The organism is Pseudoalteromonas sp. Cn5-37, from assembly GCF_021532495.1.
Lineage (GTDB): Bacteria > Pseudomonadota > Gammaproteobacteria > Enterobacterales > Alteromonadaceae > Pseudoalteromonas > Pseudoalteromonas simplex.
Window position 1 is genome coordinate 79,159 of the sequence record NZ_JAKGBA010000009.1, and the last position, 26,281, is coordinate 105,439.

General features: G+C 42.2%; 24 protein-coding genes. 14 read left to right on the top strand and 10 right to left on the bottom strand.

From position 1 onward, the window contains the following. Positions 1-24: 24 nt before the first annotated feature. Genes L1266_RS12600 through L1266_RS12610 form a run of 3 tightly spaced genes read left to right on the top strand, consistent with a single transcriptional unit; the run spans position 25 to position 2,500 of the window. Entirely contained in the window at positions 25-843 is an 819-nt protein-coding gene (locus L1266_RS12600; RefSeq protein WP_054554442.1) for a CheR family methyltransferase, read from the top strand. Then, positions 840-1,457, top strand: a complete 618-nt coding sequence (gene cheD / locus L1266_RS12605) for a chemoreceptor glutamine deamidase CheD (protein ID WP_235377642.1) — start codon at positions 840-842, stop codon at positions 1,455-1,457. Before L1266_RS12600 ends, cheD begins: the two co-directional genes overlap by 4 nt. Positions 1,458-1,465: 8 nt before the next feature. Continuing rightward, entirely contained in the window at positions 1,466-2,500 is a 1,035-nt protein-coding gene (locus L1266_RS12610; RefSeq protein WP_187490151.1) for a protein-glutamate methylesterase/protein-glutamine glutaminase, read from the top strand. Here L1266_RS12610 and L1266_RS12615 read toward each other — a convergent pair. Beyond that, entirely contained in the window at positions 2,487-3,518 is a 1,032-nt protein-coding gene (locus tag L1266_RS12615; RefSeq protein WP_235377643.1) for a polysaccharide deacetylase family protein, read from the bottom strand. The two genes, L1266_RS12610 and L1266_RS12615, sit on opposite strands and share 14 nt — an antisense overlap. Here L1266_RS12615 and dinF point away from each other — a divergent pair. After that, positions 3,495-4,829, top strand: coding sequence for an MATE family efflux transporter DinF (dinF, locus tag L1266_RS12620; RefSeq protein ID WP_235377644.1), 1,335 nt, complete (start codon positions 3,495-3,497; stop codon positions 4,827-4,829). The genes L1266_RS12615 and dinF overlap by 24 nt on opposite strands. Before the next feature lies 1 nt (position 4,830). Here the strand turns inward: dinF and L1266_RS12625 are convergent, their stop codons facing one another. Together L1266_RS12625 and nfuA are read right to left on the bottom strand one after the other, a co-directional pair. After that, positions 4,831-5,100 carry a hypothetical protein gene (locus L1266_RS12625; protein ID WP_235377645.1) on the bottom strand — a complete coding sequence of 90 codons (270 nt, stop codon included), beginning with the start codon at positions 5,098-5,100 and terminating at the stop codon, positions 4,831-4,833. A gap of 14 nt (positions 5,101-5,114) precedes the next feature. After that, entirely contained in the window at positions 5,115-5,690 is a 576-nt protein-coding gene (gene nfuA / locus L1266_RS12630; protein WP_054554437.1) for a Fe-S biogenesis protein NfuA, read from the bottom strand. 144 nt (positions 5,691-5,834) lie between these two features. Here nfuA and L1266_RS12635 point away from each other — a divergent pair, with 144 nt between their 5' ends. Then, positions 5,835-8,387 carry a M14 metallopeptidase family protein gene (locus tag L1266_RS12635; RefSeq protein ID WP_187490152.1) on the top strand — a complete coding sequence of 851 codons (2,553 nt, stop codon included), beginning with the start codon at positions 5,835-5,837 and terminating at the stop codon, positions 8,385-8,387. A 6-nt stretch (positions 8,388-8,393) separates the two neighbouring features. Here the strand turns inward: L1266_RS12635 and L1266_RS12640 are convergent, their stop codons facing one another. Then, positions 8,394-9,110 carry a ComF family protein gene (locus L1266_RS12640; protein ID WP_138601023.1) on the bottom strand — a complete coding sequence of 239 codons (717 nt, stop codon included), beginning with the start codon at positions 9,108-9,110 and terminating at the stop codon, positions 8,394-8,396. Positions 9,111-9,168: 58 nt separating this feature from the next. On the opposite strand from L1266_RS12640, the gene bioH reads away from it, so the two are divergent. The 3 genes from bioH to L1266_RS12655 all read left to right on the top strand — a co-directional run bounded on the left by bioH (position 9,169) and on the right by L1266_RS12655 (position 11,189). Further along, a complete protein-coding gene (gene bioH / locus L1266_RS12645; RefSeq protein WP_187490153.1) occupies positions 9,169-9,906 on the top strand; it encodes a pimeloyl-ACP methyl ester esterase BioH in 738 nt (245 codons plus the stop codon). A gap of 101 nt (positions 9,907-10,007) precedes the next feature. After that, complete coding sequence (locus L1266_RS12650) at positions 10,008-10,316, top strand: hypothetical protein (protein ID WP_054554434.1); 309 nt, start codon at positions 10,008-10,010, stop codon at positions 10,314-10,316. A gap of 6 nt (positions 10,317-10,322) precedes the next feature. Further along, positions 10,323-11,189, top strand: a complete 867-nt coding sequence (locus L1266_RS12655; protein ID WP_138601025.1) for a putative metalloprotease CJM1_0395 family protein — start codon at positions 10,323-10,325, stop codon at positions 11,187-11,189. A gap of 68 nt (positions 11,190-11,257) precedes the next feature. Here the strand turns inward: L1266_RS12655 and L1266_RS12660 are convergent, their stop codons facing one another. The 4 genes from L1266_RS12660 to greB all read right to left on the bottom strand — a co-directional run bounded on the left by L1266_RS12660 (position 11,258) and on the right by greB (position 15,242). Then, positions 11,258-13,573 carry a Tex family protein gene (locus L1266_RS12660; RefSeq protein WP_054554432.1) on the bottom strand — a complete coding sequence of 772 codons (2,316 nt, stop codon included), beginning with the start codon at positions 13,571-13,573 and terminating at the stop codon, positions 11,258-11,260. Between the two features lie 135 nt (positions 13,574-13,708). Then, positions 13,709-14,290, bottom strand: coding sequence for a CBS domain-containing protein (locus L1266_RS12665; protein WP_235377646.1), 582 nt, complete (start codon positions 14,288-14,290; stop codon positions 13,709-13,711). Between the two features lie 49 nt (positions 14,291-14,339). Further along, positions 14,340-14,645, bottom strand: a complete 306-nt coding sequence (locus L1266_RS12670) for a hypothetical protein (RefSeq protein WP_235377647.1) — start codon at positions 14,643-14,645, stop codon at positions 14,340-14,342. Between the two features lie 114 nt (positions 14,646-14,759). Continuing rightward, a complete protein-coding gene (greB, locus tag L1266_RS12675; protein WP_054562853.1) occupies positions 14,760-15,242 on the bottom strand; it encodes a transcription elongation factor GreB in 483 nt (160 codons plus the stop codon). Positions 15,243-15,408: 166 nt separating this feature from the next. On the opposite strand from greB, the gene ompR reads away from it, so the two are divergent. Then, positions 15,409-16,128, top strand: coding sequence for an osmolarity response regulator transcription factor OmpR (gene ompR / locus L1266_RS12680; RefSeq protein WP_054554428.1), 720 nt, complete (start codon positions 15,409-15,411; stop codon positions 16,126-16,128). Positions 16,129-16,133: 5 nt separating this feature from the next. Next, positions 16,134-17,429 carry a two-component system sensor histidine kinase EnvZ gene (gene envZ, locus L1266_RS12685; RefSeq protein ID WP_054554427.1) on the top strand — a complete coding sequence of 432 codons (1,296 nt, stop codon included), beginning with the start codon at positions 16,134-16,136 and terminating at the stop codon, positions 17,427-17,429. Between the two features lie 134 nt (positions 17,430-17,563). On the opposite strand, the gene L1266_RS12690 is transcribed toward envZ, so the two are convergent. After that, on the bottom strand, positions 17,564-19,606 hold the full coding sequence (locus tag L1266_RS12690; protein ID WP_235377648.1) for a glycoside hydrolase family 97 protein: 2,043 nt from the start codon (positions 19,604-19,606) through the stop codon (positions 17,564-17,566). A 160-nt stretch (positions 19,607-19,766) separates the two neighbouring features. On the opposite strand from L1266_RS12690, the gene L1266_RS12695 reads away from it, so the two are divergent. The 3 genes from L1266_RS12695 (at position 19,767) to L1266_RS12705 (ending at position 23,272) form a co-directional block, all read left to right on the top strand. Next, positions 19,767-20,381 carry a methylamine utilization protein gene (locus tag L1266_RS12695; protein WP_054554425.1) on the top strand — a complete coding sequence of 205 codons (615 nt, stop codon included), beginning with the start codon at positions 19,767-19,769 and terminating at the stop codon, positions 20,379-20,381. Next, positions 20,368-21,597, top strand: coding sequence for a hypothetical protein (locus L1266_RS12700; RefSeq protein ID WP_138618422.1), 1,230 nt, complete (start codon positions 20,368-20,370; stop codon positions 21,595-21,597). The genes L1266_RS12695 and L1266_RS12700 overlap by 14 nt, the downstream gene beginning before the upstream one ends. A 73-nt stretch (positions 21,598-21,670) precedes the next feature. Next, positions 21,671-23,272: a methyl-accepting chemotaxis protein gene (locus tag L1266_RS12705; RefSeq protein WP_138618420.1), complete on the top strand. Its 1,602-nt coding sequence runs from the start codon at positions 21,671-21,673 to the stop codon at positions 23,270-23,272. Between the two features lie 49 nt (positions 23,273-23,321). On the opposite strand, the gene speE is transcribed toward L1266_RS12705, so the two are convergent. Beyond that, a complete protein-coding gene (gene speE / locus L1266_RS12710) occupies positions 23,322-24,185 on the bottom strand; it encodes a polyamine aminopropyltransferase (protein ID WP_054554422.1) in 864 nt (287 codons plus the stop codon). A gap of 198 nt (positions 24,186-24,383) precedes the next feature. Between speE and speA the strand changes: the two genes are divergently transcribed. Further along, positions 24,384-26,264 (top strand): biosynthetic arginine decarboxylase, encoded by a 1,881-nt coding sequence (speA, locus tag L1266_RS12715; protein ID WP_054554514.1) that lies wholly within the window; start codon positions 24,384-24,386, stop codon positions 26,262-26,264. Positions 26,265-26,281 lie beyond the last annotated feature (17 nt).

Consider the following 26,281-nt stretch of genomic DNA (forward strand, 5'->3'; position numbering starts at 1 on the left):
TGTTACAGCTGCAGGGTCTAACACATGAAAGAGTTTTTATTAACGGATAATGATTTCAAGGCTATTTCTTCTCAGGTGTACGATGCGTGTGGCATTGTATTGGCGGAGCATAAACGTGAAATGGTTTACTCGCGTTTAGCAAGACGTATCCGCCATCACAAGCTAAAGAGTTTTAGGGAGTACTTAGGTTTTCTTGATGAGAATAAAGAGCAAGAGTTCAGTGAATTTATTAATGCTATAACCACTAATCTGACTTCTTTTTTTCGTGAGCCCCATCACTTTAATTACCTGAAAAATACTATAGTGCCAAAACTATTGGTTGGTAATGCAAAACAAAAGCGGGTAAGGGTCTGGTCAGCTGGCTGTTCCACTGGCGAAGAGCCTTATACGATTGCTATGACATTGCATGGTTTATTTCCACCCGATTGGGATGTGAAAATTTTAGCCACCGATTTAGACTCAAATGTACTCGCAAAAGCGCAGGCTGGCACCTATACCGCAGCAAATGTGAATGGACTAGACAAAAGCCATCTTAAGCGCTGGTTTTTGAAAAGCCACGATGGAGAACTTTATAAAGTAAAGCCCGAACTACAAAAGAACATTTTTTTTAAGCGTCTAAACTTATTACAGAGCTGGCCTATGAAAGGACCGTTTGATGTGATTTTTTGTCGTAATGTTGTTATCTATTTCGATAAGCCAACCAAAGACGAACTTTTTAAACGCTATCACGACTTACTGACTAACACTGGCTACTTATTTTTAGGGCATTCAGAGACATTAGGGAAGGATCATAAGGAATTTAAAAACTTAGGCCAGACTATTTACCAAAGGGGCGGATCATGAATAGTCACTTCCGGCCTGTTATATCTGGCTTTGAGCATGTGAAACGGTTTTGGGATAATCGTCGTGGGAAGGTAATTGCTAAGGTATTACCTGGCGAGTTTTATGTCTCTAAAACTGATGAATTGATCACGACAGTGCTTGGTTCATGTATTGCAGCATGTATTTATGATGAAGGCCTAGGAATTGGCGGCATGAATCACTTTATGTTGCCTGCAGAAAAAGGAGTCGATCCTAGTAATGCTCATAGTCTTAATTGTCGTTACGGTAACTGGGCAATGGAATATCTGATCAATGAAATCCTTAAAAACGGTGCTTCTAGGCGCAATCTCAAAGTAAAACTGTTTGGCGGAGGGAAAATAATCCGCTCAATGACTGATATTGGTGTTGGCAACATTCGTTTTGCAAATGCTTATATACTTGAGGAAGGTTTAGATTTAGTATCTCATGATGTCGGTGGGCCTTGGCCCCGAAAGGTGATGTTTGATCCTCAAACAGGTAAAGCCCAAGTAAAAAAAATGCGTGAACTGCATTCAGATAAGCTCGAAAAACGTGAAATCAAATACCTACACGATATCGAACAGCAAGATGCAGAAACGGATATTGAATTATTTTAGGAGAGCAAATGATCAAAGTACTCATAGTTGATGATTCTGCTTTGATCCGTGGTTTACTCAAGGAAGTACTCGAGCAAGCAGAAGACATTCAAGTTGTTGGCGCGGCAGAAGATCCTTATCAAGCCCGAGATTTAATTAAGCGCCTCAATCCTGATGTCTTAACGCTGGATATCGAAATGCCGAAAATGGATGGATTAAGCTTTTTAAAAAACTTGATGCGCCTTCGTCCTATGCCAGTTGTGATGATTTCAACACTGACTCAAAAAGGCTCACCCATTACACTGGAAGCCCTCGAAATTGGTGCTGTTGATTTTATTGCTAAACCAACTATCAATGTAACAGAAAACTTGCAGCGATATGCACATTTACTTCAGCAAAAAGTACGCACAGCCGCAGGTGCAAGAATACGTGCATTTAAAGAAACAAAAATTGAAGACGATAGCGCCTTAACAGCACTGCAATTTAAGCCCAATAGTGTACTTGCAATTGGTGCTTCAACAGGTGGAACAGAAGCAATTAAAGAAGTGCTTGTGCGCATGCCAGAAAACTGTCCACCGATAGTGATTACACAGCATATCCCGCCGGTTTTTAGTACTTCGTTTGCGATGCGCATGGATAGAACCTGCAAAATTAGTGTTAAGGAGGCTGAACATGGCGATAAGTTACAGTCAGGTTGGGCGTACATTGCGCCAGGCGATCAGCATTTAAGTGTAGTGAAAAAAGCAGGCGGCCTATACTGCCAGCTTGATACTAATGAGTTGGTTAATCGCCATCGCCCAGCGGTTGATGTGCTATTTAACTCCTTGGTTGTGGCTTGCCCTAAAGCGGTTGTGGCTGCGTTATTGACCGGTATGGGCAGCGATGGCGCAAAAGGCATGCTCGCATTAAATCAAGCAGGAGCTTACACCATCGCGCAAGATGAATTATCGTCAGTGGTATGGGGCATGCCAAAAGCCGCAGTCGAACTCAATGCGGCTAATGAAGTGGTTCGCCTTGATAAGGTCACAGCGCAAATGCTAAAACAAGCAGTTAAGGTACAATAACCCAAGGTTGAGAGAACCAATAATAGCTACCTTTCTTCGCGATAGAAGGGGCCGTGCAGTTAAAGCGAGAGCGGCCTTTTTTCAGTTTTTCAGGTGATGTGATCTTCACCGTATCTTTACTAAGCCAGGTTAAATCAGCTTGACCAATACCTGATACATAACAAGCAAACTGGCTTTTATGAAAGTCCTGCATATCAAATTGCATCGTTAAACTAGGTGGGTTTTCGTCTGTCACACTATCTGAGTAGGTGAGCTGTTTGATAGTGAATGCTTGAGAGTCGAGTTTAGTGGCAAGTGTTTCAAGCTTTGAATAAAAGCCCGATGCTGGAAAACGTGGTAATCGGGTAAAGTCAGAGTGGATACCAACAGCACCCGAATGCTGACCTATACCAACAAAGCCTAGCGATTTTACTAGTTGTTGCAATGAATTATTAAACTCGCCATAAGGGTAAGCGAGGTATTTATAATCATGGCCAATTTCTTCTTTAATTCGCTGCTGGGCAGATAAAATGTCTTTTTTAGTACGTGCAAGCCATGCTTCTGCACTCTCGCCTGGTTGTTTGCGATGTAAGTAATTATGAATTTGCGTATGGTTGCTAATTAAGGCACCTTTTTTCGATAGCTCCTTTAACTGCTGCCAAGTCATTACATAGCTTTTGCCTTCATCAATTAGCTCGGGATTGACGAAAATAGTGTACGGATAGCCAAATTTTTCTAAGATGGGCGCTGCTTCTTCATAGTTATTTTTGTAGCCATCGTCGAAGGTAATCGCGACGGTTTTATCTGTTAGCGGTTGGCCTGTTTGTAATGAGGTAATGAGTTCATCTAATGGAATAACGTTAAAGTTATTATCTTTTAAATATTGCATATGTTCAGTGAATGTTTCGCTACTGACACTGGTAACCGCAGGAAGGCTTTCACTGACGTGGTGATACTGTAGAATGACTGCACCATGGGCGCGCAAAGATAAACCTAACAGGACTGCAAATACTACATGAAACATTTTCTTAAACGTCATAAGGCACACCATAAAAGTTTACTGTTATTAGCCGGTCCGATGATTTTATCAAATATTACCGTGCCAATGTTAGGTTTAGTTGATACTGCTGTAATCGGCCACTTAGGAAGCGCTCACTATTTGGCTGGTATAGCGCTGGGCTCAGCAGTTATCTCGTTATTATTTTGGCTAGCAGGCTTTTTGCGCATGAGTACCACAGGTTTGGTTGCCCAAGCTTATGGTAAAAGCGATCATACCTTGCTCGCTGAGCTATTAAAGCGCAGCTTGTTACTAGCAACAGCGGTTGCGCTGTTATTAATAGCGCTGAGTATACCTATTCAATCCTTAATGGCATATTTATCAAATGCTAATGAAGCTGTTTTAGAACAAGCAAATAGCTATTTTTCTATTCGTATTTTTAGTGCGCCCGCTGCTTTATGTAATTTGGTTTTACTTGGTTGGATGCTAGGTGTTCATTATGGCCGCGGGCCTTTTTATTTATTACTAATCACCAATATTACCAATATCGTGCTTGATATTTATTTTGTGGTGTTTCTTGATTGGGGTGTGGCTGGAGCTGCGTGGGCGTCTTTAATTGCTGATTATATCGCCCTTGCTTTTGCACTTATGTTAGTTGCTCAGCTCGCCAAAAAGCAAGGTGTCAACCTTGCCGTGAAAGCCTGGTTAAGTGTTGCTAAGTTACTTGATTTGGTGAGCTTAAATCGCGATATTTTTATTCGCTCACTAGCACTCCAGCTGTGTTTTAGTTTTATGACTTTTTATGGCGCACGGATCGGCGAAACAACTTTAGCGGCTAATGCCGTATTGCTAAACTTTTTAATGTTGGTGAGCTTTGCGCTTGATGGTATTGCTTATGCGAGTGAAGCTAAGGTCGGTAAAGCGAAAGGTGAGCACAGCGCTAAGCAGATTAAGTTATGGGTTAACTTGAGCCTATTTTGGGGCGGGTTATTTGCGCTGTTTTATAGCTTTATATTTTTATTATTTGGTGAGGCAATTATTCGCTTACTTACCGATGTGCCCGAAGTTATCAGTCTTGCAACGGTTTACCTTCCTTGGGTGATTATATTGCCTATCGCGGCGATGGGCTGCTTCTTATTTGATGGCATATTTGTTGGTTTAACCCGTGCTAAAGATATGCGTAATACTATGCTATTTAGTGCTTTAGTGGGCTTTTTTGGACTGTTTTGGTTAGTGAGTAGCTGGCAAAATCATGGTTTATGGTTTGCGATGACCAGCTTTATGCTGATGCGCGGGTTAACGCTGTGGTTTCGCTACCGTAAAATTGTCAATAATCAGCAATTATTAGATTAAATTACTTCCACAAATCAGGGTCGTGATTTTTGGGTGAAGAGCGCTCTAAAACTTGCGCGAAGCGGTTGGCAAAAATACCTAAATAGCCCCAACCAGCAAAGAATAAAGCCACTGCGAGTATGACTAGGCCAATTAATTGAAATAGTGCGGGCCCATAATAACCTATGGCAATAAAAATCACGGCTAGCACAAACAGTGCTAGGCCGCGAAGAAAGCGTTTTAAGCTTAATTTGGGATCGCTACCTAAGCGAAATACCCATTTTTGAAGCATGCTTTAGATACCGGTTAGTAGTAAGAGTGCTCACCAGATTGGTGATCAGTAATGTCTCTTACACCGTTGATTTCGTCAAACTTGGCGATCATTTCTTTCTCGATGCCTTCTTTAAGTGTGACGTCAATCATTGAACAACCGTTACAGCCACCGCCAAATTGCAGTACCGCGATACCGTCAGCTGTAATTTCTACTAGGCTTACTTGACCGCCGTGGTTTGCGAGCTGTGGATTAACTTCGGTTTCAAGCATGTGTTGAACACGCTCTTGTAGTGACGCATCATCGCTAAGTTTGCGTGCTTTTGCGTTTGGTGCTTTAAGCGTTAACTGAGTACCCATTTTGTCAGTTACAAAATCGATTTCAGCTTCTTCTAAGAAAGGGGCGCTTTCTGCATCAACAACGGCATCAAAACCATTGAATGGTAGACGAATATCAGTCGCTTCAACGGCGTCTTCTGGGCAGTAAGATACACCACACTCAGCCTGCGAAGTACCTGGATTTACTACAAATACACGAATGTTTGTTTGTTCAGCTTGGTCTGCTAAAAGTTTAGCAAAATGAGATTGTGCAGATTCAGAAATAGAGATCATAAAACGGACTATACTTGACTAAATTACTCGGATACTGTGTATCATACTCCGCTCATCGTGTTGTCGCCAGTGTTGAGCGTAAAAAGTTGCATCTATTTTATCGAATGGTAGCGTTAAAACATCAAATAATTACGGGTGCTATCTATGCGTTTCATAATAACAATATTAACCATGCTAGTGAGCGTTAGCGCATTAGCAAAACCTCTTTCTTATTACTTTGAACAAGATGTGAAATTTGACCCAAGTATTCCGACTCCTGAACAGGTGTTAGGCTACGAAGTGGGTGAGTGGCATGTACGTCACGATCAGCTTGTGCAATATATGCAAATTCTTGCTGAAAAAAGTGACCGAATGAATTTTAAAGTAATCGGTCGTACTCATGAGCAGCGTCCATTGGTGATGCTAACAATTACAGCGTCCGACAAACTTGGCCAAGTTGAGCAAATTCGTAAGGCTCACTTAGCTCGCCTAAATGGTGAAGCAAGTGACTCAAGTAAGCAGCCAGCGGTTGTTTGGATGGGTTACAGTGTTCACGGTAATGAATCATCAGGTAGCAATGCGTCGTTACTGGTTGCGTATTACCTTGCAGCTGCACAGGGCCCAGAAATTGACGCCTTACTTAACAACACGGTTATTTTACTCGACCCATCATTAAACCCTGATGGCTTAGCGCGTTTTGCAAATTGGGCAAACAGCAACCGTGGCATGAAGTTATCATCAGATCCGCAAACTCGTGAGCATATCGAAAGTTGGCCTAGTAGCCGTACTAACCATTACTTGTTTGATTTAAACCGCGACTGGTTATTACTACAACATCCTGAATCACGTGCACGTATTGCACAGTTTCACCAATGGAAACCGAATATCCTAACTGACTTCCATGAGATGGGCCCAAACAGCACTTATTTTTTCCAACCAGGGATCCCAACTCGTAAGCACCCAATCACGCCTGAAGAAAATGTCACGCTGACTAAAGCAATTGCAAACTATCATGCAAAGACACTTGATGAGCACAACGCACTTTACTTCACTGAAGAAAGCTTTGATGACTTTTACTATGGTAAAGGCTCAACTTACCCAGACGTCAATGGCGGTGTAGGCATCTTATTTGAACAAGCGAGCTCGCGTGGTCACTTACAAGAAACGATCAACGGTCCGTTAAGCTTCCCGTTTACAATTAAAAATCAGTTATTAACTAGCTTATCGACATTCCAAGCAGCGATTGATAACCGTACAGACTTACTTGATTATCAAGCAAAATTTTACAACAAAGCAGTTGATCTTGCTGGTGATGAAGACTTTAAAGGGTATGTAGTTAAAGGCGGCGCTGATCAAAGCCGCATGCAATACTTCCTTGATTTACTTAGACAACATCAAATCAATGCGTACATGTTAGAAGAGCCGTTAAAAGTAAACGGTCAAAGCTTTTCTGAGCAGAGCTATTATGTGCCATTAGCACAGCCACAATTTCGTTTAATTAAAGCAATTTTCAGTGAGCAGCAGCGTTTTGTTGATAATACGTTTTATGATGTATCTGGCTGGACACTTGCTCATGCCTTCAACCTAGAATTTGCAAAGGTAAGCAGCAACTGGGGTTTAAATGTGGCAAAAATGCCTTGGCAGCAAAGTGTTAAGTCAAGCTTTGCAGCATTACCGCAAAGCTATGCTTACGCATTCAAATGGGATGACTACCTAGCGCCAAAAATGCTTAATAGCTTACTCGAGCAAGGCGTGAAAGCACGTGTGGCATTAAGCCCACTAACAGCAAAAACACCATCAGGTGAAATCGCTTTTGAGCCAGGTAGTATTCTTGTTCCTGCTGGTCTGCAAACTGATAGCAACTGGGTTAGTTATTTAAACCAAGCACAGAATGAGTTTGGCATTGAAATTACACCCATTAGTTCGGGCTTAACGGTGAAGGGGGCTGATTTAGGTTCTCGTGCAATGGCGGTTGTGAAAGCGCCTAAAGTATTGCTAGTGGGTGGTCAAGGAACTAGCCAGTATGAGCTGGGAGAAGTGTGGTACTACTTAGATCGTTTTGTTGGTACAGCGCCAAGCATTATCGAAATGGAACGTTTAGGTAACATCGACCTTGAAAACTACAGCCATATTATTTTAGCGCACGGAAATTTCAATCGTCTTGATGATGCGACTAAAGTGGCTATTAAGTCGTGGGTGCGTAAAGGCGGTGTTATTTGGGGTCACAAAGGCGGTGCTAAGTTCTTAGCCGATCAGCAGCTACTAAAAGCCAATTACTTATCTCGTCGTGATGTAGCGAGTGCCTTTGATACCACAGGGCTTAGCTATGCTGATAAAGATGACTTAGCAGGCCGTCAGCGTATTGCAGGGGCTATTTTTAATACCTCAGTGGATTTATCTCATCCACTTACCTATTCGCTGAATCGTAATACATTACCTGTGTTTAAGAATAGCACTTGGCTACTTGAGAAGTCAGATGCCCCATTTGTTAATGTGCTTACTTACACAGATAAACCGCTTTTAGCTGGCTTTACTGATGACGTAAACGTAGAGCAAGTAGCGGGTGCTGCTGGCCTCATTGCGCATTCATATGGCAAAGGCAGTGTGATAGGCATGACAGATAACCCAGTATTCCGTGGTTACTGGTACGGCACGAGTCGATTACTAAGCAATGCCTTATTTTTTGGTAATGCCTTTCATGCCTCTGGTGATAAATAATCACACTTAATCATAATGCAGGTTGCCTAACCCTGTTAGGCAAGTGAGCATAGCCCATATTTGCTTCGCCCCTGCATTTTTTATGGCTTCTGTCGCAGCATTTAAAGTTGCGCCAGAGGTCATCACATCATCAACAACTGCCACGGTTTTCCCTGTTAAATCTTGCTGACAAACAAATGCATTTTGTAGATTTTTAACTCTTTTCGCTTTACTTAACTGTGATTGTGCTTTGGTTGCTTTTTGCTTGTAAAGAGCTGAGCTAACAGTACATTGCTGGTTTTTTAAAACAGGCAGCCAAGTTTGGCTTACCTGATTAAAGCCGCGTGCTAAAAAGCGTTGATTATGCAGAGGCAGCACAATAAAAAGGTCGGGCCAATTTGCATTAACTTGACGAGCTAATTGCAGCTGTTTCCCTATCACTTGTTGTAGTGCCACACGAAAATATTGTTGGTCATTAAATTTCAATTGCTTGAGCCAAAGTTTAAAAGGTGCTTGATACCACGCACAGGCAATTAAATGGTCAAAATTACTATCAGGAAATGCATCACATATATCTGGTCGGTGTAACAGATTTGGATGGCGTGTAAGGTCAAATAAATTAAGGTCATCTAAACAATACTGACACAAAGCTTGATCAGCCTGTATGTGATTCTGGCAGCTAATGCAAAAGTTGGGGAATAGTGCGTCTAGCCCTAGTTTTAAGGCATGAGGTAAGTGAGACATTGCATTCATTCCTTTAAACGCTATTATGAGCGCTAAGTGTGGTTGGGAAATACAAATTATGCAAAATGAGATGGTGCTATTACATGGCTGGGGAATGAACCAAGGGGTTTGGCAAGTGATCAAACCTGAGCTTGAGTTTTTTCATGATGGTGAAGTCCGTTGTCTCGATTTACCTGGCTTTGGTAACGCACAGTCTATTCCCATACCTTACACTTTGCACGCTGCGGCTGAGCAACTAAGTACACAGCTAAATGATCAGTCTATTCTTGTTGGCTGGTCGTTGGGCGGGCTTTTTGCCTTGTATATTGCAGCACATTGGCCTGACAAAGTAGCAAAGGTTGTGTTGGTTGCCTCAACGCCTTTTTTTGCGCAAACCGACGAATGGCCGGGTATCAAACCTGACGTATTAAATGCATTTAAAGATCAGCTAGTTAGTCACAGAGAAAAAACGATAGAACGGTTTTTAGCGATACAAGCGATGGGCAGTGAATCAGCTCGGGATGATATTAAGCAACTTAAAGCACTTTTAAACCAATACCCTGCGCCTCAAGAGCAAGCTTTAAGTGCGGGCTTAGACATTTTACAGCAGGATGATTTACGGGAACTATTCGCTAACCTTAGCGTACCTGTGCGTGGTATTTTCGGTCGCTTAGATTCATTAGTACCGTATCGTGCGATTGAAAAAATGCATGCCATACAACCCCAGTTTGAATATGAGGTTTTAGATAAAGCTTCACATGCGCCTTTTATTTCTCATAAAGCAGCATTTATATCAGCACTGAAATCAATGTGTTAAGCAAAACTCGCTGAGAGGCCAGAAAAATAGCGGGATTTAGCTTTATTTTGCTCGTTTTATGAGCGATACTTACCGGGTAGATCTCACTGTTGGAGGGTGTTATGCCAATCAGTTCTGTTTTTAATAATGCGGTAGAAGGTTATAACCGTGCAAGCCAAGGTATCGAAAAGGCAAGCGCTGAGATTAGCCGTGCCTCAATTGATCAGCAAGATGATGCCCAATTAGCTCAACAACGCCAATTACAAGCGGCGACTCCAAATGAAGCTGTAACTCCGCCAGTTTCACAACCTGCCCCAATTGATGAGTCGCTTGTTAACTTAAAAGTTGAAGAGTTTAATGCAAAAGCCAATATCAACACGATTCAGACTGCTGATGAAGTGCTCGGCACATTAATAGATATTAAAGTTTAAAAACTTATGAATATCGTCACTCCGTTTCCTTCGATTAATATCAACACGGCGAACGTGCACACCGAAAGTGCTCGCCGTGATAATCAGTTACGTGAAGTGATCCCGCCACCTGCCGCTACCAAGCCGAGTAACGCAGAAAATAAAACCCTGAATGATGGCGACAAAACCAAGCAGCCGGGTTCTGAGGCGGGTACGTATGATGCAAAAGGGCGTCTGGCTGAAGACAAGGTGATTGAAGAACGTAAGCAAGGTGGTGAGCAAGAAGAGCCTGAACAATCAGAGCAAGAACAACAAGAAGCTAAACAAGAGCAGCAAAAAGAGCAAAAGGTTGCCCAGCAAGAGCAGCAAGATGCTGAGCAAATTAAAGAGCTAAAAGCCCGCGATACCGAAGTACGTATTCATGAGCAAGCTCATGCATCAGTGGGGGGGCAATATGCGGGCTCACCAAGCTATGAATATCAACGCGGTCCTGATGGTACGAACTATGCTGTGGGCGGCGAGGTGCAAATTGATGTTGCTGTAATTGAAGGCGACCCAAAAGCCACAATTGAAAAAATGCAGACGGTGCGTGCTGCAGCACTTGCACCACAAGAGCCTTCGAGTGCTGATCGTTCAATTGCCGCAGATGCCACGCAAAAGCTGATGGCAGCGCAAGCTGAGCTCGCCAGTCAATCAGCCGATGGCGATGTTGATTCAGGTAAATCGACCTTCAAAATAAACAGTGAGTATGGTGAAGATAGCGCTACTCAAACTAGCGAAACCAAAACAGCAAAGCGTGACGTTGAAGTAGATGAGCGCGCTGCACGTATTGCTAATTTTTATCAAGCAGCGACCTCGCCAACTAATCAAAATCAGTTCTCTGCTTTTATTTAAGTTTCTAAAATAAAAAACCGCGTAAGTTTACACTTACGCGGTTTTTTTCGACTTATGCCTACAGCCTATTATTTTTTCACTTTTGCATTGGCAAATGCATCAGCAAAGGCATTACCCATGGCAACATTGCCAAATTCGCGTTTTTGTTTAGGTGCACTTTTCGCTTTCGCAGCTGGCTTAGGTTTGCTAGCTGATGCGGCTTTATTGCTGGTATCAACATCATCGTCTAAACGCATGGTAAAGCTAATACGTTTACGGGCAGCATCTACTTCAACTACTTTTACTTTTACAATATCGCCCGCTTTAACCACTTCACGTGGATCAGAGATAAACTTGTTAGTAATCGCAGAAATATGCACTAAACCGTCTTGGTGTACACCCACATCAACAAAGGCACCAAAGTTAGCAACGTTAGACACTACACCTTCTAAAATCATACCCGGTTTTAGGTCATTAATGGTTTCAACACCGGCTTTAAATTCAGCTGTTTTAAACTCAGGGCGCGGGTCGCGGCCCGGTTTATCAAGTTCTTTGATAATGTCGGTAACCGTTGGTAAACCAAACTTTTCGTCTGTGTAGTCGTTCGCAACGAGCTTGTTTAGGATGTCAGAGTTACCAATTAGGCTGTTAACATCTAAGCTGTTCTTCTCGCAGATACGCTTAACAACTGGGTAGGCTTCAGGGTGAACTGACGAGTTATCAAGAGGATCTGAGCCTGTGCTGATACGTAAGAAACCGGCCGCTTGTTCAAAGGCTTTTGGACCTAAACGTTCAACTTTTTTAAGCTCAGAGCGTTTGCTAAATGAGCCATTCGCATCACGGTAGCTAACAATATTTTGCGCTAATGTTTTGTTTAAGCCAGACACGCGAGTCAATAGCGGCACCGACGCCATATTTAAGTCTACACCCACTGAGTTTACACAGTCTTCAACCACAGATGTTAGCGTTTGACCAAGTTGGCTTTGCGATACATCGTGCTGATATTGACCTACACCGATTGATTTAGGCTCAATTTTTACCAGCTCAGCAAGTGGGTCTTGTAAGCGGCGCGCGATAGACACAGCACCACGTAGTGAAACATCAAGGTTAGGGAATTCATTGGCGGCAAACTCAGACGCTGAATAAACAGAAGCGCCCGCTTCACTGACCATAATTTTATTGAGTTTAAGTTCGCTGTTGGCTTTAATCAGTTCAGCTACTAACTTGTCAGATTCACGTGAAGCCGTACCATTACCAATAGCGATTAGCTCAACTTTATGTTGGCGGCATAATTGCTCAAGAGTACGAAGTGATTTATCCCAATGATTTTGTGGTGCGTGCGGGAAAATTGTTTGTGTTGTTAACAGCTTGCCAGTGCTATCGACAACGGCAATTTTACAACCAGTACGCAGGCCAGGATCGAGACCTAACGTAGTACGTGGACCTGCAGGAGCGGCCATTAATAAATCTTTTAAGTTTTTAGCAAAAACGTCAATTGCGCCGGTTTCTGCTTTTTCGCGCATTGCACCTAAAAATTCATTCTCAAGGTGAAGGCTTAACTTAATTTTCCATGCCCATTGCACTACGCCCATTAACCAACTACTTGCAGCAGAATTGCTAACATCTAAGCGATAATGATCGGCAATCATTTGTGCACACACTTGCGCCGGATTTTCTGCGCCAGGCTCTGGGTTGATACTAAGTTGTAAGACGCCTTCATTACGCGCACGCAGCATAGCAAGTGCACGGTGTGATGGTACTTTTTTAAGTGGTTCTTGATGCTCGAAGTAGTCGCGGTACTTTACGCCTTCATTTTCTTGACCAGCGATTACAGTACTTTCAATCTGACCATGTTGTGCGATATGACTACGGAATTTAGCAAGTAGTTTGGCGTCTTCTGCAAAACGCTCCATTAAGATAAACTTAGCGCCATCGAGTACCGCTTTATTATCTGCAAAGCCTGCATCGGCATTAATGTAGTCACTTGCTTGTTGTTCAGGGTCGAGGCTAGGGTTGTTAAATAGCGCATCGGCAAGCGGCTCAATACCCGCTTCAATGGCAATTTGTCCTTTTGTACGGCGCTTAGGTTTGAAAGGCAGATATAAATCTTCAAGCTCAGTTTTACTGTCAGCGTTATTAATATCAGCACTTAGCTCAGCAGTTAACTTGCCTTGCTCTTCGATAGTATTAAGGATAAAGCTGCGGCGCTCTTCTAATTCACGTAAATACGATAAACGCTGCTCAAGTAAACGTAATTGCGTGTCATCTAAGCCACCAGTTACTTCTTTACGATAGCGGGCGATAAAAGGAACTGTGGCACCTTCATCAAGTAATTTGATTGCAGCAACAACTTGTGGTTGCTGGGCACTTAGCTCAGTTGCTAAGCGTGCAGAGATATTGCTCATGCATAACCCTTTTTAAAAATAGAAAATCAGTAAAACTGAAGATTAATTGCCTGAATAATATCACAATAAGAAGGCCTTAAAAGCACTGCTTTTAAGGCCTGCAAAAATAGTCTTACACAACGCGGGTTTTAACGCTTAGTGCGGGTGATCAACCTGCTGTAATACTTCGCTGAAGCCATTAGCAATTGGGTTGATATTAACAGGAATATGTAATTTTTTAGCAATTTCACGGGCTGAAATCAAACCACAAATTTCATGTTCAGCGCTGGTTACTAAAAGGAACATCATACCTTGGTGTTCCATAGTTTGCAGTGCATCGCCAATGCATGCATAGCTAATACTTTGTAAGCTTACACCAGCTAAGCTGCTAAGTGGTGTCATTACATGCTGCAAAGTAACTTCATTGCGATGTAAATTGAGGCGCTGAGCAAGAATCATGATTTTAGAGCTTTGTAAGTCAGCACTTGAAGTAATACCAATAAGCTTTTCGTCATTATCTACGACTAAAATAAAGTCAGAACAACGACTGCTGGTTTTTTTAAGTGCATCGACAATACTCAAATCATGATGTGCTCGCACAGGGTCTTTGCTTGTAAAGCTATTTAATACTTTTAGCGCTGGAGAAGTTAAGTCGAGGGTTGGTTCAACTTCGTTTACAGTATTAGATAAAGCACCATTAGAAATGTCTTGAAGACGTAATTCTTTGAATTTATTCATTTTGATCACCATACATTTTAATAAAACTGAAATAGAAAATTTGAGTTAATTAAAAAACAGGTGGTCCTCGCTGGTGCGCGCTATAAACAGACACCTTATTACAAGGGGGAACATACGAAACAACAGGCGCATCTTGCAGTGGTTGGGCTACATTAGTGATGAACGCAGGAGTATGTTTATCGAGGTCGGTATCTAAGTTAGCAGGGTCTGCACTATCACACGCAATAAAGTGAGCGGTTGGCGTAACACTGTCTGAATGGCTCTCTATATCACTGGCATAAGATATCAAACTCACACTAATTAATAGTGCGAATACAATGGCATTATTCATTATGCGTTGTATTGCGTTTGACATACTTACTACCTTCTAAAACTCAAGTAATGATTTATCTTGAGTAACTTTAGTTATAGATCACATTTTTAGACTAAACAATCACTAATTAACGCTTTCTGAATTTTCTGGCAAAAGTTATTTCGCATCCGGATAAGTTATCTCATTGATATACCATTCTTTTGCGCCTTCAGGTGTGTTCACCGAAAAGTCATCATCAACCTGTTTGCCAAGTAGCGCTCGAGCCATAGGTGCATCAATCGAAATATAATCTTTGCGCTCGTAAATTTCGTCGGGGCCAACAATACGAAAGCGCTTTGTTTCGCCTTGTTCATTCTCAATTTCGACCCAAGCACCAAAAAACACTTTTCCTGCTTGCTGTGGGTTGTAGTCAACAATTTTAAGATCTGGCATGCGTTTACGAAGATAGCGTACGCGGCGATCTATCTGTCGTAAAACACGTTTGTTGAATTGATAATCTGCGTTTTCAGAACGGTCGCCCAAGCTTGCTGCCCAAGTCACAATTTTGGTGATTTCAGGGCGCTTTTCATGCCATAGGTAGTCATGTTCTTGTTGTAATTGCTGATACCCTTCTCGGGTTATTAAATTTGTCTTTGCCATTTTATTCAGCCTAAAAAGAAAACCAGCCGCAAGGTATAAAAGTCTTTTACCTTTGTCGAGTGGGATTTTGAAATGTTCAGTAACAATCTAAGCGCGTAATTCGTTTTTTATTCTTAACTTTTTCATTTATATTAATAAGTAACATATTAAAAAAAGAATGAAAGTTATGGGACACGAAACGACAAAAGTATTGGTTGTTGATGACGATATGCGCTTACGTAGCTTGCTAGAGCGTTACCTTGTAGAACAAGGCTTTATTGTTCGCTCAGCAGCAAATTCAGAGCAGATGGATCGCTTATTAGAGCGCGAGAACTTCCACTTGATTGTATTAGATTTAATGTTACCAGGTGAAGATGGGTTATCAATTTGCCGTCGTTTACGTCAAAAAGAAAATGACATTCCAATTGTAATGCTTACAGCCAAAGGCGATGAAGTTGACCGCATAATCGGTTTAGAGCTTGGTGCTGATGATTACATTCCTAAACCATTCAACCCACGTGAACTGTTGGCGCGTATTAAAGCAATTTTACGTCGTCGTGCGAAAGAAGTACCAGGTGCGCCTGCTGCCGAAGAAAACGAAATTAGCTTTGGTGATTTCACACTAAACCTTGCGACCCGCGAAATGAGCCATGGTGATAAAACAATGTCGTTAACCAGTGGTGAGTTTGCGGTATTAAAAGCGTTAGTGACTCATCCTCGTGAACCGCTTAGTCGCGATAAACTGATGAACTTAGCGCGCGGCCGAGATTACAGTGCGCTTGAGCGCAGTATCGATGTGCAGGTTTCACGCTTACGTCGGATGATTGAAGTGGATGCCGCTAATCCACGTTATATACAAACAGTATGGGGCTTAGGCTACGTATTTGTGCCAGACGGTGAAAAATAACAGTAATGGGCATGTTTCCACGTAGTGCGTTTGGACAAACGGTATTTTTGGTTGCGGCTCTGCTGTTAATCAATCAAATTGTCTCTTATATTACGGTCAGTTTTTATGTTGTTAAACCAACTATAGAACAAGTAAACCTGATCCTATCTAAACAGGTGAAAACCGTGTTTATTGAATGGGAAGAAGGGGTTGAGGTTAGCAAGGAAGCTTCTGATAAGTTTTTTGAGATCACCGGCATTGAGGTCATGACCCAGCGCCAAGCAATGAGTCAAGGTTTGGCTGAAACTCGTGAGTACTCAATGCTATCGCGAAGCATGTCGAAAGAGCTCAATGGTTCTGCTCGGGTACGTATTAGCCAAACCGACCCACTTGTTTATTGGGTTGAAGCTCCACAAGCACCGGGTTATTGGGTACGCGTGCCGCTCACCGGCCTGCAAGAAAACAACCTAAAATTCTTAACCTTTTATTTATCGAGTATTGGCTTTTTAAGTGTGCTCGGTGGGTGGTTGTTTGCCCGCCATCTAAATAGACCTTTAAAAGCACTGCAACAAGCCGCTGTTAAAGTAGGGGTAGGTGACTTTTCTACCAAATTAGAAGAACAAGGCTCTACAGAAGTCATTGAAGTAACCCGTGCGTTTAACCAAATGTCGCGTGGTATTGCAGCTCTTGAGAACGACCGTCGGTTATTAATGGCAGGTGTTTCTCATGACTTGCGCACGCCGCTTACACGAATTCGCCTTGCCACCGAAATGATGTCGGACGATGAAGATTACCTGCGTGAAGGGATCATTCATGATATTGAAGACATGAATGCCATTATCGACCAATTCATTGAATATTTACGCCACCACAAACGTGAAGAACTTGAGCTAGAAGATTTAAACGCGATTGTGTCAGAAGTTGTCGAAGCTGAACAAAAACATCACCGCACTATTACCTTTAAAGAGAATCCGAGCTTAAGTGAAGTGCCAGTGAGTATGGTGGCAATAAAGCGTGTTGTTACTAATATGATTGAAAACGCAATTCGCTATTCAGATGGTGATATAGAGGTTGAAACCCGCGTGAGCAGTAATAAAAAGTTTGCCATAGTTGTGGTTAACGATCACGGTCCGGGGATCCCAGAAAGCGAACTTGAAACTGTATTTGAACCGTTTAAACAAGGTGATGCCGCTCGCGGTAGCGAAGGCAGTGGCTTAGGGCTTGCGATAATTAAACGTATTGTCGATATGCACGGCGGCCGAGTACAACTACTTAATCGCCCAGAAGGTGGCCTCAGCGCGCAAATCTATTTGCCTTTTTAAAAGTATTTAGCTGTAAGCCTTAAGCTATAAGTTTCAAGCAGCCCGAGTGGGCTGCTTTTTAATGGCAATAAAAAAGCGCGACATCAAATGCCGCGCTCTTTTTTACTTGAAGCTTAAAACTTACAGCTTTTAGCTTAGATTGCTTTAAAACGAATCGCTGTGCCGCCGCTGGTGGCAAGCTTTAACGTTAGCTTATCATCAGCAGTAACAATGCGTTTTTCTACTTTTAAGTCGTAAGGGTTATTTACCCATTCGGCTTTGTCACCGTCGCGGTAGATTTGCGCTTCAAACTTTTTACCTTTATCTAAGAAGTCTAACTTCACTTCTAAAGTGCGGGCTTTTTCGTCTGTAACAGCACCTAGATACCAGTCGTTACCTGAGTATTTATCACGCTTGCGTTCTTTACGTGCAAATACAACGAAATCGCCAACTTCACCTTGTAGTGCAATACTTTGTTGCCAATCAGTTGGTACATCCTGAATAAACTGGAATGCATCTGGCTTCGCTAAATAATTACGTGGTAAATCTGCCGCCATTTGAATTGGGCTGTACATTACAACGTATAGCGCTAATTGCTTCGCTAGGGTTGTTTGTGGGCGGTTGGTATCAGCACCTAAACCGTTAAAGCCCATATCAAAAATACCTGGCGTAAAGTCCATTGGGCCTGCAAGCATACGCGTGAAAGCTAGCATTGGAATATGCTCTGGTGGGTTCGGCGGTGTACCCCATGCGTTAAACTCTTGACCACGGGCACCTTCACGAGCAATCCAGTTTGGGTATGTACGACGTAGGCCGGTATCTTTCACAGGCTCATGCGTGTTGATACTAATTTTATGTTTTGCAGCAAGTTTTACGTTGTGTAGGTATTCATTAACCATGAACTGACCATCGTGCCACTCTTTGCGTACAATGCCGTTTTCATCGATACGCTTGATGTTACCACCGTCAGCAACATAACCTGTTTTAACTTGGCTTACATTTGATTTTTCGTATAACGCAAATGCATCTTCCATTTGGTTACGGTAGTTGGTCACGTTACCCGACGTTTCGTGGTGACCAATTAATTGTACGCCTTTTTCTTTGCCGTAACGTGTCAGTTCTTCAATATCAAAGTCGTCATAAGGTTGTGTAAAGCTAAATACGTCACCGTTATAGAACCAGTCGCCATCCCAGCCAATATTCCAGCCTTCAACTAGCACGCCATCGAAGCCATATTTAGCAGCGAAGTCCATGTAATATTTAGTGTTTGCAGTGGTTGCACCATGAATTTTACCGCTACCCCAAGTATTTTCATTGATGTGCATACCCCACCAAATACCTACGTATTTACCTGGTTTTACCCAAGATACATCACCCAGTTTATTTGGTTCGTTTAAGTTTAAGATGATATCTGAGTTGATTAAATCAACGGCTTCATCACCAATTTGAATTGTACGCCAAGGAGTATTAAATGCGCCTTGCTTTTTAACCGCTACACCGTCTGACCAAGGTGTTAGATCGGCTTGGAAAGTACCATCACGACGTTGATTTAAAACCATGCCTGCATAATCAACAAGGGCGGCTTCGTGAATACTAATATGCACACCCTCTTTATTTTTTATAGTAAATGGTGTGTGCACAAGTGCCGCTTTATGAAGTGGGGTGGTGTTATAAACATATTCATAACGGTTCCAACCACGAGCGGGGATCCACCAAGCCGTTGCATCTGATGAGTCTGTAATAGCAAACTCTGTAAGTTCTTTAGTGATTTCTACATCATCATAGCCAGCTTGTTTTGGTAATTCGTATCGAAAACCTACACCATCATTAAAAGCGCGAAAACGTACCGTAAACGTGCCACCTTGTGGTTGTGGTTTTTTAAAGGTAACAGCGACTTCGTTATGGTTATCAACCACAGTTTGGCGTTCACCCCACGGTTGCTCCCAGCTGCTTTTTACCGAATCAGTGGTTTGGCTGCTAATTTTGTAACCTTCGCTCATTGCTGGTTGTTTTTTAAAAATAAGGCCTAACGAAGAGTTCGCAATGACTTGTTTACCTGCAAAGCTGATTTCGTAGCTAGGTGTGTGTTGCTCATCTGAGATAGTTACTTTGATCTGCCCATCTGGTGAACTGATGGTTGTGGTTTGTGCTAGGCAAGTACCTGAAAAGGCTGCTAACATTAAGGCAGTTAATCGCATTGTTGTTCCTTGGCGGCTTATGGTTATGGATTGTTGTCACGTATTCACATACATCCTTAAAGCATAAAGTGACTTGCCGGTTAATACGAGAGATCTGCATACGTATTCAACAAAGTGAACGCGGCGATATCCAGCCTAGCACCTAAAAAGGTTAAGCAAAATGATAAGAATAACCCTGTTGCTACTATTGTTTAGTCAAAGTTTATTGGCACAGCAAATACAGATAGTTGATAAGCAGAATCAGCCAGTCAAGAATGCCGTGGTTTGGCTCAAAGGTTCAAAACAGCTTGCTGTAGCTGATAGTCACTACACCATGAGCCAAAAAGAACGTGCCTTTGTGCCTCATGTGCTGGCAGTGCCACAAGGGGCAAATGTTGAATTTCCTAACCTTGATTCAATCATGCACCACGTTTATTCATTTTCTAAAACAAAGCAATTTGAGTTAAAGCTTTACCACGATAAACCCGAAAAACCGATTAACTTTGCACAATCGGGGGTTGTTGAGCTTGGCTGTAACATTCATGACTGGATGCTGGGTTACATTGTGGTCGTCGATGGTGGGATTTATGGGCAAACAGATGATCAAGGTATGGTTGAATTAAGCTTACCTGAAAGTAAGTTTACTCTGGCTGTTTGGCATGACCGCTTTAATGATATCAGTACACCAGAAACTATCGAGATAACGAACAATGCAAAGTCGTTGAGCTATCAGTTAAAGCAAAACTTATTACCAAAATTAGAACTAAGCAGTGACGAGTTTGATGATTATGAATAAATGGCAAGCCTTGCTATTGGCGAGTGTTTTTGGGTTGCCTGCAGTGGTATATGCTGAGCATGATGGGCTGGTAACTGTTTCGGCTGTGCGTGGTGACCAACTAGCGAGCTATCAGCGTAAAGGAATTGGCTTATACCGTTATGACCAAGAGCATGATGGTGTTGTGATATCCCAAGCTATGCTGAGTAGTCGTTTTGAGTTAAATAGCGATTGGTCTGCGCACACAGTACTTAACGCTCATCCTGATCCAGAACTAACAGTTGGTTTAACTCAGGCTTATTTGCAATATCAGCCTCTTACAGCTAGTCGTTATAAATGGACAGTGAAAGGAGGTGGCTTTTATCCCAAAATGTCGCTTGAGAACCCGCAAAATGGCTGGATGTCACCTTATAACTACACTAATTCTGCGATTAATACTTGGATTGGCGAAGAAGTGCGGGCCTTTGGTTTAGAGGCAAACATTAAGCGCCCAGGTAGGCAATTTAGAAGTAATCATAGTTTTGAAGGCTTTGCTGCGGTTTTTAAAGGCAACGATCCTGCTGGGACGTTGCTGTCATGGCGTGGCTTTGCTATGCATGACAGGCAGACTACGTTCAATGAACAAATTGATTTTGCTGTTCCACGTTCATTTGAATGGTCGCAGCTAGATAAGCAAGCCGAGCACGTGGAGCCTTTCGAAGAAGTCGATGGGCGTTTTGGCTATTACGTTGGCGCTCATTGGGATTATCAAAAAAAATCACAATTACGTGTCTATTATTATGACAACAATGGCGATCCAGGTGCTTTGAATACCCGTACTGGTCAATATGCGTGGGATACACGTTTTTTAAGCGCGGCATGGTTGTATAAATTTAATAAGCAAACACGCATTATTGTACAGCTCCTTGATGGTAAAACTGCGATGGGCACAAATCGTGGGGTAGACAATGATTTTTATAGCCATTTTGTTTTATTAAGCCACAAGTTAGACCAGCATCGTCTCACAATTAGGTATGATTATTTCAAGGTTAGCGATCATGATGATTGGCAATTTGATCCTAACCAAAGTCGTGGAGAAGCTTTAACCGCAAGTTGGCGTTATCAACTGTCAACCAAGTGGCAAGTAGGTGCTGAATATTCAGTGCTGAGCAGTGACGCTCAAAACAGACCCGGTATGGGATTTAATGAGCATAACTCGCAGCAGCAATTTCAGCTTTCAGCGAGTTGGCACTTTTAATTTCATACAGTTTTATATTTTTCAGCTAAGATTCAATAAGCATGCTGGTTTCGATTTTTAATTAGGAAAATGTATGAATTTACAAAGCATTCGCGTTAAAAGTTCCCTACCGATTATTTTGTTAGGCATTGCCATTCTTATTCTAATTGCAGGCTACACTTATCTTATCAGTTTGCAAAAACAAGCTGTTGACGCGCAATCAGAACGATTTTTGAATGCGATTTCGGTCGTTGTTAATGCTGATAGAGATATTTACCAAGCAAAGGTTGCCGAGCTTACTCTTGTTACAAGCAGTAACACAGATAAAACTTATCTAAATGAACATCAAGAAAATGCCGAGCAAGTTAAAGAGCGCTTTGGGCAATACTTGTCTTACATGTCACCTTACACCGAGGTAGTCGACCGGTTTAGTCATTTTGATAGCGCATTTGATTCATGGTATTCGGCATCAAAAAACTTTATCAATGACCCACAAAACAGTGAAAAAAAGCAGATTGCTGAACAAACATTTTCAGCACTGAGGGATATTTTAGATAAAGCAGGCGAAGCAGCAGATAAAACATCAAAATCTGAAACTGAGAAGTTAATGGATGGTGTTATCAGCTTTAAAGTTAAACTAATGATAATGATCGCTATCGTTTTACTTGTCGCTGGTTGGTTTAGCTATTATGTACCTCGACAACTCACGAAGCAGATTAACTTTGTGACAGAGCGAATTAATGAGATTGCGTCGGGAGATGGTGATTTAACAGGCCGTATCAATGTAAAAACACAAGACGAGTTTGCAGAACTTGCGACGGCTTTTAACGGGTTTTTAGATAACCTACAACAACTTATCAAAGACATACTTGGACAGGCTAAAGAGCTGCATAATTTAGGTCGTGACCTTGATAATTTTGCTAATCAGAACCATCAAATAAATCAAAAGCTTAGCCAAGCATCTGAATCAATAGTTAGTGCAGTACATGAAATGAGCGTTGCAAGTCGTGAGGTTGCAGGTGTGGCACAAAACTCATCCCATGAAGCTGACAACTCACAGCAACTGGCTAAACAAGGCTTGGCTGCGGTTGATAACTCGAGTCGAAAAATTGTTGCCTTGTCAGATAATATGGAACATGCCAGCCAACGTTCCACTGAACTGCAACAAAGCTCAGACAACATTGCTAAAGTGCTTGAAGTTATTCGCGCTATAGCTGAGCAAACTAACTTACTTGCACTCAATGCTGCAATTGAAGCTGCGCGAGCTGGTGAGCAAGGGCGAGGTTTTGCGGTGGTTGCAGATGAGGTTCGCACCCTAGCAACTCGGACCCAAGAAAGCACTAATGATATTCAAACTATGGTTGAGCAATTTGCAGCCAGTGTTGAGCAATCCTTACAGGCGATTAATAGTGGTAAGCGTTTTGCTGATGAAGCAGTAGAATCGTTTACCCAAACTAACGATATACTTAACTCGATGCAAGAATCATCGGTCAAAGTAAATGATATGGCGATGCAAACAGCACAAGCAACTGAAGAGCAAACTGCTGTGGCAGATGAAATTAGTCAAAACCTGTCTGATCTAAACGATCAAACCCAACATGGAGGCGGGTTAGCGAGTTCAACACAAGAGGTCGCTAACCGTATGAATCAGCTTACTGACGAACTGAATCAGTTAGTTAATAGATTTAAGGTTTAATACAACAAAAAAGGGCTCAATGAGCCCTTTTTTCATTTAGTCAAAACGCTTACTTTTTCTCGAAAGCACGTTTCATATAATTAGGTGTGGCTAATGCACCGTGGTGAATACCTGCATTATAGTATTCAGTGCTTTGCGCAAGTTTATTGGCATCATCTTCACGAAAACCAGCGAACGCTTCTGACTTACGAGCAAGCGTTACAGACCATAAACCACTTGGATAAATTGGTTGTGGGAAAGGCAGCGTTTGTAAGTCAACAAAGCCCACTTCAGTCATTGCATCACGCATTTCAACTAAAAGTGGCATGTGCATAAGTGGCGATTCACTTTGCTGAATTAAGATGCCACCCGGGCGAAGTGCAGTTAAACAGCTGGTATAGAAAGCGTGGTTAAATAAACCTTCGCCTGGGCCAACTGGATCTGTACCATCAACAATTACTACATCGATTGATTCTGGCGCTGCTTCGCGCATGTACTTGATGCCGTCATCAAACATCACTGTAGCACGCGGATCTTGATTTGATTCACACAGCTCAGGGAAGTATTTAAGTGACATTTGTGTCACGACTTCGTCGATATCAATTTGCGTTACGTTTTCAACACTTGGGTGTTTTAATACTTCGCGTAAAGTACCGCAGTCACCACCACCAATGATCACAACATTTTTTGGATTTGGGTGTGCAAGCAATGCCGGATGGCTGATCATCTCGTGGTAAAAAAAGTTTTCACGGCTACTTACCATAGTGCAACCGTCAATAATCATCAGATTACCGAAGTCAGTTGTTTCGTACATTTCTACTTTTTGAAATGGCGATTGCTGTTCATCAAGCTTCTTAGTAATGCGTAATGAAAAGGCACTACCATCACGGTCACTAATTTCAGTGAACCAGTTATTTTGATCTAAATTAGCCATCTTGCTTATACACTTTTGGTTAATGGTAAAAAAGGGGTGCAATTCTGCCAGTGCTTGGCTAATTGCTCAATCAAATTTTAATCAGTATAGCGAATATTTTTTATCACTTTGGCATACAGCGCAATTTTTGTTAGCGTGGTCAGCCCTAGCGTATTAAAATGTGCGTTTATATTTAATGAATTTACAGAAGACATTGCCATGACTTGGGGTTTAGATAAAGCACGCGAAACATACAATGTTGCTCACTGGAGTGACGGTTACTTTGACATTAACGCACAAGGTGAGCTGGTGGCTTACCCTGATGGCGATCAAACTAAAGCCGCGGTGTCTTTATCTGAACTGACTGAGCAATTTAAAAAGCAAGGTCTTACCCTACCTGTTTTAGTGCGTTTTACCGATATCTTACAAAATCGCGTTGAAACGCTGACTAGCGCATTTACCAAAGCACGAAATGCCCGTGAATACCAAGGTAGTTATACCTGTGTTTATCCAATTAAAGTTAATCAACAGCGTTCTGTGGTCAGTAAACTACTTGCTCACCCAAGTGGTTTAGTGGGCCTTGAAGCCGGCTCAAAACCTGAGCTGATGGCTATTTTAGGTGTAGCACAAGAGCCAATTACCATCGTTTGTAATGGTTATAAAGACAGTGAGTTTTTACGCTTAGCTTGTATTGGCCAAGGTATGGGTCATAAGGTTCATATTGTTGTAGAAAAACTTTCTGAGCTAACTACTCTATTGGCAGAAATTGATGATCTAGGCATCGAGCCATCAATTGGGATTCGTATTCGCTTAAACTCGGTTGGTAAGGGGAAATGGCAGAATACCGGTGGCGAAAAAGGTAAGTTTGGTTTAACAGCAGGGCAAGTGCTATCTGCGGTTGAGCTGCTTAAATCGCGCAATAAACTTCATTTAATGCAACTAGTGCATTTCCACATCGGCTCGCAAATTGCCAATATCCGCGATATTCATCGCGCACTGCGTGAATGTGCTCGTCACTTTGCAGAGTTGACACAGTTAGGCGTACCACTTAATACCGTGGATGTCGGTGGCGGTTTAGGTGTTGATTACGAAGGCTCTGGGTCACGTAGTTCGTGTTCAATGAACTACAGTGTTGAAGAATATGCGCGTAATGTAGTTAATGCGTTTGCTGAAGTGTGTCAGCAACATGACCTTAAACACCCTGCCATTATTACCGAGTCAGGCCGTGCGTTAACAGCGCACCACGCGGTATTAATTACAGATGTTATTGATGTTGAACGTGCGCCAAACCATGCAAATCCAACGGCGCCAGAGGCAGGCAGTGTATTGGTACTAGATGAAATGTGGCAGTGTTTACAGCGTTTAACACCGCGTATGGCGTTGGAAATTTATCATGATGCAATGCATCTATTCAGTGAAGCCCATGACCAATATGTGCATGGCCTACTCACTATGCTTGAGTGGGCGAAGCTCGAGCAGTTGTATTTCACAATTTTACATCGTGTTCGTGCATCACTTAGTGAGAATGCCCGTTCACATCGAGAAGTGTTAGACGATTTAAACGAGAAACTTGCCGATAAGCTCTTCGTTAACTTCTCATTATTTCAGTCACTCCCTGATGTCTGGGGGATTGGGCAGTTATTCCCTGTCATGCCAGTTGAAAACTTGCATCAGCCATTAACACAGCGCGCTATTATTCAAGACATTACCTGTGACTCAGATGGGCAAATTCGTGATTATGTCGAAGGCACAGGCATAGAGAGTAGTTTACCTATTCCTGAGTACAAGCAAGGTCAGCAATACCATATTGCAATGTTTTTAGTGGGTGCGTATCAAGAGATTTTAGGTGATTTACATAACCTGTTCGGCGATACAGATTCAGTGCATGTTGAGCTTACAGAAGCAGGCTATCAACTGACGAATGCCATTAAAGGTGACAGTGTTAAGGACGTATTAAAGTTTGTTGATTATGATAGCGAGATTCTTGCTGAAAACTTTGCAAAACGGGTCAACTCACTGGCAATTGATGAGCAATCTAAGGCACAATATTTATCAGAACTAAATGCAGGCCTTGCTGGCTATACGTATTTTGAAGATTAAGCGTTAAAGGAATAAGT